The following is a 6,747-nucleotide window of genomic DNA, read 5'->3' as shown; positions in this document are numbered from 1 at the left end:
CCCTCGCCGCGCGCGCCGGCCGCCTCGTCCTCGACCTTCACCTTCTCGACCGCCGACGCCCCGTCCTACGAACCGGTCGAGAGCGTGGTCGACGATCGTGACTCGGTGACGCCCGACGACCCGACCGTGCTGATCGTCGAGGACGATCCGCGCTTCGCCTCGATCCTCCTGGCCCTGGCCCACGACAGCGGCTTCAAGGGTGTGGTCACGGCCGAGGGATCCAGCGTCCCGTCCCTGGCCCGCCGGTTCGCGCCGGAAGCCATCCTGCTGGACGTGGGCCTGCCCGACATGGACGGCCTGGCCCTGCTGGACCTTCTCAAGCGCACGCCCGAGACGCGGCACATTCCGGTGCAGGTGATCTCGGCCGACGATCGCGGCGGTCTCTCCCTTTCGATGGGCGCCCTGGGTTTCACCAGCAAGCCGGTCGAGCAGGAGGCGGTGGTGTCCACGCTCGACCGCGTGCGGCGCCTGGCCGACCACCCCGGACGCGCGCCCATCCTGGTGGGCGGCGACAAAACCACGGTCGAGCTTCTGAAGTCGGTGTTCGGCGAAGTCCGCGACGAGACCGACCTCGCCGCCCTGCCTCCAGAGGCCTTCACCGGCGAACAGGGCTGCCTGGTGGCGCCTGTCGTCGGCGGCGCCGTCGGCGCGACCCTGGACCTGCTGCGCCAGCGCGGCGCGGGGTCTGGATCGACGGTCCTCTACGCGCCGGGCGAACTGGACGCCGACGACGAACGTCGCCTGCGCCTGGCCGTCTTCACCGGCGCCGCGCGCCTGGCGCGGACCGGCGAGCAGTTGATCGACCACGTGGCCCTGATCCAGCACGCCCCGGTCGAGGGACTGCCCGACGCCGCCCGCGCCATGCTGAGCCGCAGCAAGCACGCCGACACCGTGCTGATGGGCCGGACGGCGGTGGTCATCGACGACGACATCCGCAACATCTTCTCCCTGGCCAGCGCCCTCGAGGAGTACGGCATCGAGCTGCGCTACGCCGAGAGCGGCCGCGCGGGGCTGGAGCTGCTGGACAGCCTGCCGTCGGTCGACATGGTGCTGGTCGACATCATGATGCCCGACATGGACGGCTACGAGACCATGCGCGAGATCCGCTCGCGCGCCCGGTTCTTCGACCTGCCCGTGGTGGCCGTCACCGCCAAGGCCATGAAGGGCGACCGCCAGAAGTGCATCCAGGCCGGGGCCTCGGACTACGTGTCCAAGCCCGTCGACCTGGACCAGCTCATCTCGGTCCTGCGCGTCTCGGTGCAGCGCGCCGACGCCCGCAAGCTGATCGGCGGCAATATCGTCAACCTGGCCAGCGTCGCCCAGTGACCGTCATGTCTCCCCCCGCGGTCCAGTTCCCGCCAGAACCAGCCCCGTTCGACCGACCTCGGGCGAAGGTGCTGATCGTCGACGACGACGAGCGCAACGCCTTCGCCGCCAGCCAGGCGCTGGAGGCGTTGGGCCAGGAGCTGGTCGTCGCCCGCTCAGGCCCCGAGGCGCTGCGCAAGCTGCTGACCGACGACTTCGCGGTCATCCTGCTGGACCTGCACATGCCCGGCATGGACGGCTACGAGACCGCCGCGCTGATCCGCGAGCGGCGGCGCACCCGCGACGTCCCCATCGTCTTCCTGACGGCGGTGTTTCGCGACGAGGGCCACATCTTCAAGGCCTATTCGGCCGGCGCCGTCGACGTGGTGTTCAAGCCCGTCGACCCGTTCATCCTGCGCTCCAAGGTCCAGGTGCTGGTCGACCTGCACATCAAGCGGCTGGAGCTGGCCCAGGAGCTGGAGAGCCGCCAGCGGCTGATGGAAGAGCACGCTCGGGTGCAGGCCGAAAAGCTGGAAGCCGAACGCTCGCTGCAGGCCTCCCTGCGTCGTCAGCAGGCGATCCAGCGCGCTTTGCCGATCGTCTTCTATTCGCGCGCCGCCGAGCCGCCCTATGCGGCCTTGACGGTCAGCGACAGCGTCAAGGGCCTGACCGGATTCGACGCCGCCGCCTTCACGGCCGATCCCGCCTTCGGCTTCGAGCGCGTTCACCCGGACGACCGCCCCCATGTCGCGCGCGCCCAGGAAGAGGCCCGCCGCAGCGGCGCCTACGCCTGCGAGTATCGCTGGTTGTGCGCCGACGGGACCTACAAGACCCTGATAGACCAGGGCATCCGCGGCGAAGACCTGGACAGCGGCGAACCCGTCCTGTTCGGCACCCTGCTGGACAACACCGAGCGCCGGGCGCTCGAGGAAGCCCTGGGCCATGCGCGCAAGATGGAGGCGGTCGGCCAGCTGACCGGCGGCGTCGCCCACGACTTCAACAACCTGCTGACCGTCATCCTGGGCAATGTCGACCTGATCCAGCGCCGGGGCGGGGAGACCTTTCCGTTCGCGCGGCAGGTGGCGGCGATCCGCCAAGCCACCGAGCGCGGCGCGGCCCTGACCCGCCAGCTGCTCGCCTTCTCGCGGCGCCAGCGCCTGGACCCGATCGCCGTCGACCTGAACGACCTGGTGCGCGATTTCTCGCCCCTGCTGCGCCAGGCGGTCGGCGAGGCCGTCTCGGTGCAACTGGAGCCGGCCGACGCCCCGGCCTTCGTGCACGTCGACCCCGCCCAGATGGAGAGCGCTCTGCTGAACCTGGCGGTGAACGCGCGCGACGCCATGGAGGGGGCGGGAAGCATCACCGTGTCGATCCGCGCCGATGCCGACGGCGGCCATCGCATGATCGTGCGCGACACCGGGCCCGGGATGGCGCCGGAGGTGGCCTCTCGCATCTTCGAGCCCTTCTTCACCACCAAGGACGTGGGCAAGGGCTCGGGCCTGGGTCTGGCCCAGGTGTATGGCTTCGTGCGCCAGTCGGGCGGCGAGGTCGGCGTCGACACGGCCCTGGGTCGGGGCGCGGCGTTCGAGATCCTGCTGCCGGCGATCGAGCCGACCGCTCCGAAGGCGTCGCCCGCGACGCCCGCTATCGCCGACGCCACCGGGTCCGAACACATCCTGGTGGTCGAGGACGATCCCTCGGTGCTGGCCCTGGCGGTCGATACGCTGGAGGCCTTGGGCTATCAGGTGACCACCGCCAGCAACGCCGCGGGGGCCCTTCGGAGGCTGCGTGGCGGCGAACCGTTCGCCATGCTGTTCTCGGATGTGATCATGCCGGGCGGCGTGAGCGGGCTGGACCTGGCCCGACGCGCTCGCAGCCGAAATCCGGACCTGAAGGTGCTTCTGACCTCGGGCTTTATCGGCGAGGAGGCGATCAACTGGGCCAGCGAATACCCGATGATCGACAAGCCCTACGACGCGCCCTCGCTGGCCAGCAAGGTCCGCGCGGTGCTGGACGCCGAGGATGTCGCGACGGGAAGCCCCGCCTCCGACGCGCCGCGCGCAGAAAAGAAAACGCCCGGGCCTCGGACAGCGGTCCAAGGCCCGGGCGGCGCCGCCCAGGGGAGATGAAGCGACGGCAGGAAGCTAGAAGCTGTAGCGCAGCCCCACGTGGTAGAAGCGGCCCAGCAGGTCATAGAGCGCCGGGTTGGCGTCCAGGCCCGTGTTGGTCTGCGGCGACGGGGTCGGATCGCGGTTCAGCAGATTGTCGACCTTGCCGTAAAGCTGCAGGCCGTTGCCGAACTTGTACGAAGCGCTGACGTCGACATAGGTCGCGCCGCTCATGTGGTTGTAGTCGATGGTCGGGCGGCTGCCGGTCGAGACCGGGCAGCTGCCGGGCTTGCACTCGACGTACTCGGTGGTGGTCCCACCGAACCGGCCATCGCTGAACCAGCGCTCCTGAACGCTGATGGCGAAGCGGTCGTTGTCCCACGACTGGACGGCCAGGACCTTCCAGTCCGGCGTCGCGCCGGAGTTCTGGCCAGCCGAGTCAACGGCGACCGCGCCGGGGATGCCGGGGTTGGTCACGAACTTGTGGACGTTGGTGGCTAGGCCACGGATCGTGAAGCGGCCCGGAACGCTAGGCAGCTCGAAGCGGTAGCTGCTCTCGATGTCGAAACCGCTGGTCTTGATCGAAGCCAGGTTGAACGTCTGGGAATTGACGAAGGCCGACGGCGGATTGAGGTTGAAGGCGCCGCAGAACTGGGTCAGGCCCGCATAGCAGAAGTTGACGATCTGCTGCGCGCCCAGGCTGGAGATGCCGCCGTTGAGGACGATGTTGTACCAGTCGACCGAAACGCTGAAGCCCGGCAGCCATTGCGGGTTCGAGAGCACCGCGCCGATGGTGACGTTCTTGGCGATTTCCGGCTTCAGGTCCGGGTTGCCCACGACGTTCTGCAGAACCGTCAGCGAGCCGCTGGACGGCTGGCCGGCCGGAGGCTTGCCGTTGGAGGGAACGGTGAAGTTCGGCAGCGTGGTGGTCACCGGCGCGGCGAACAGTTCCGACAGGTTCGGCGCGCGGACGTCACGCGAGGTGACGGCGCGCAGACGGACGCCGTCGATCGGCGTGTCCCAGGTGGCGCCGACCTTCCAGGTATAGACGGTGCCCGAGGTGCTGTAGTCGGTCCAGCGGCCCGCCAGGTTGAGGTTGGCCTTGCCCGCCGCGTCGGAATTGATCAGCGGCAGGTTCACTTCGGCATAGGCTTCCTTCACCGAATACTTGCCGGCGCCGGAGTGGTAGTTGCCGGCGAACCAGTTGGCGCCCGCCGCGTTCAGGACCGGATCGGCCGGGTAGTCGGCGGTGTTCGGAGAATCCGTATTGCCGTCGCCGTAGGGGTCGCCTTGGACGTGGTACTGCTCCTTGCGCCACTCGCCGCCGAACGCCAGGGACACCGGGCCGGCCGGCAGCGCGAAAGGCTCGCCGCTGAAGTTGATGCTGGCGACATCCTGCTTCTGCACCGAGTGCTGGTAGGGGCCATTCTTGGGCGTGATGTACGCCAGGGCCGCTTCACTGGGGCGTTGGCCGCCGAAGATGTTGATCGGCACGCAACCATTGGCGCGCGCGATGGGATCGGCGCAGACGATCTGACCGTTGACGAGCGTGGCCTGGACCGCCGCCCGATAGCGCGGCGTCAGCAGGATATCGCGAACGTGGATGTTCGTCGTGTTCTGACCGTGGGTGTAGTAGGCGTCGTAGCGCCATTCCTTGCCCAGAGCGTTGAACTTGCCGTCGGCGCCGATCACGCCGCGGTACTGGGTCCGCGTCGGGTGAACCGAGATGTTGCGCGGCAGCAGCGCGTTGCTGGTGCCGAAGGTGAAGGTGGTGATGCCGTTCGCGGCGCAGGCCGCGACGATCGACGCCGGCAGATAGGGGTTCGAGCACGACATCGTCAGGCCGGTCGTGGCCGCGCCCGGGTTGGGCTGGTTGCTGCTCTCCACGCGGGCGGCGTTGAAGGTCGCGTAGATCTCGTTGTTGGCGTCGAGATCGAAGCCCACGCGGCTGTAGGTGTTCATGCGCTTGATGCGCGACTGCAGCGAGGTGCCGACGCCGACGTTGCCCGACAGATCGCCGCCGACGCAGAAGCCGCCATTGGTGTAGCAGCCGCTCACCGCGCCGTTGGCGGCTTTCGAGGGCACGCCACCGCCGCCGTACTGGAACTGGAACGGATTGCCGTTCATGTCGAAGGCCGTGCCTTGCAGCGGGCCCGCGCTGATCAGGCCGTACTTGGTGTACTGATAGGCTTGGGCGTGCTCGCGATAGAGGTACTGCGGCGAGCCGTCGTTGGTGATCCCGCGATTGACCAGGGTGGCGGTCGTGTACCAGTCGCGGCTGCCCGGCGCGTCTTCGCCGAAGCCGCCCGCCGGGACGCCCTCTTCCCAGTCATATTCGCCGCTGATCTGCACGTGCAGGCGGTCTTCCATGAAGTTCTTGCCAGCGGCGACCTGGGCCAGCCACTGGTGGTTGTCGCCATAGGTCGTGACGCCGGTCATGACGTTGGCCTTCAGGCCCACGAACTTCTTGTTGGTGATGAAGTTGACCACGCCGCCGACGGCGTCCGAACCGTAGGACGCCGAGGCGCCGCCCGTCACCACGTCGACCCGCTCGACCAGGAGCTGGGGGAACAGGCTGATGTCGGGAACGCCCGTGACGTTGGCGGGCACGACGCGCTGGCCGTCCAGCAGCGTCAGGGTGCGGATGGTGCCCAGGCCCCGCAGCGAGAACGAGCTGAGGCCCTGCTGGCCGCTCGAGGTGCTGAAGGTGCCTGTGGTCGCGCCGCTCGAACCCTGCAGCGACGGCAGCTGGGTGATGGCGGTGAAGATGTTCGGCTGCGCGGCGCGCTCCAGTTCCGCCGTGCCCAACACCTGGGTCGGCGTCGGCGCGGTGAAGCCCGTCGAGCGGATGCGCGTGCCAGTGACCACGATCTCGGTGACGACGGAGTCATCCTGGCTCGCGGCCGGCGGGGCTGCCTGCGCGTGCGCCGCTCCGCCCGCCATGATCGTCGCGAACGCGCTCGTCGCGAGCAAGGCGCTCAAAAAGGACGATCCCCCTCGCGTGCTACCGACAGCACTCATCCTACAACCCTCCCAATTTTCTTTGGACCATCGTCGATGGCCTGGGGGGAATTTGTCAGAGCAGGCGAAGGCGAACTATTAGACCATGGTCGTAGGCCGCCCACGGACGAGCCGAAACGAAGCCTCTACTTGGCCCGCACGGCGTAGAGGCCATGGTGGGCGAGGACAAAAAGCGTGCGCCCGTCCGCGCTGCCGAACAGCAGCTGCAGGGGCCGTTCGGGCGTGTCGATACGGCCAAGCTCCTTGCCATCGGGCGCGTAGACGAACACCTGGCCATTGGCGACATAGACTCGCCCCTCGGCGTCGGTCGCCA

General features: G+C 68.5%; 4 protein-coding genes. 2 read left to right on the top strand and 2 right to left on the bottom strand.

The window, feature by feature from the left end; all coding sequences use genetic code 11:
- On the top strand, positions 1-1,326 hold a 1,326-nt coding region (locus VJ655_RS20190; RefSeq protein ID WP_324114253.1), incomplete at its 5' end, for a response regulator.
- Between the two features lie 5 nt (positions 1,327-1,331).
- A complete protein-coding gene (locus VJ655_RS20185) occupies positions 1,332-3,434 on the top strand; it encodes a response regulator (RefSeq protein ID WP_324114251.1) in 2,103 nt (700 codons plus the stop codon).
- Positions 3,435-3,449: 15 nt separating this feature from the next.
- On the opposite strand, the gene VJ655_RS20180 is transcribed toward VJ655_RS20185, so the two are convergent.
- On the bottom strand, positions 3,450-6,434 hold the full coding sequence (locus VJ655_RS20180) for a TonB-dependent receptor plug domain-containing protein (protein WP_324114249.1): 2,985 nt from the start codon (positions 6,432-6,434) through the stop codon (positions 3,450-3,452).
- A gap of 125 nt (positions 6,435-6,559) precedes the next feature.
- On the bottom strand, positions 6,560-6,747 hold a 188-nt coding region (locus VJ655_RS20175), incomplete at its 5' end, for an SMP-30/gluconolactonase/LRE family protein (RefSeq protein ID WP_324114247.1).

Source organism: Caulobacter sp. (assembly GCF_035254145.1).
Taxonomy (GTDB): domain Bacteria; phylum Pseudomonadota; class Alphaproteobacteria; order Caulobacterales; family Caulobacteraceae; genus Caulobacter.
Note: the sequence above shows the minus strand (reverse complement) of the source record. Positions and strands in the feature narration are given on the sequence as shown.

Excerpts from the sequence above, each read along its gene's own strand:
- VJ655_RS20180 (WP_324114249.1), bottom strand. The coding sequence starts at position 6,434 with ATGAGTGCTGTCGGTAGCACGCGAGGGGGATCGTCCTTTTTGAGCGCC.
- VJ655_RS20185 (WP_324114251.1), top strand. The coding sequence starts at position 1,332 with ATGTCTCCCCCCGCGGTCCAGTTCCCGCCAGAACCAGCCCCGTTCGAC.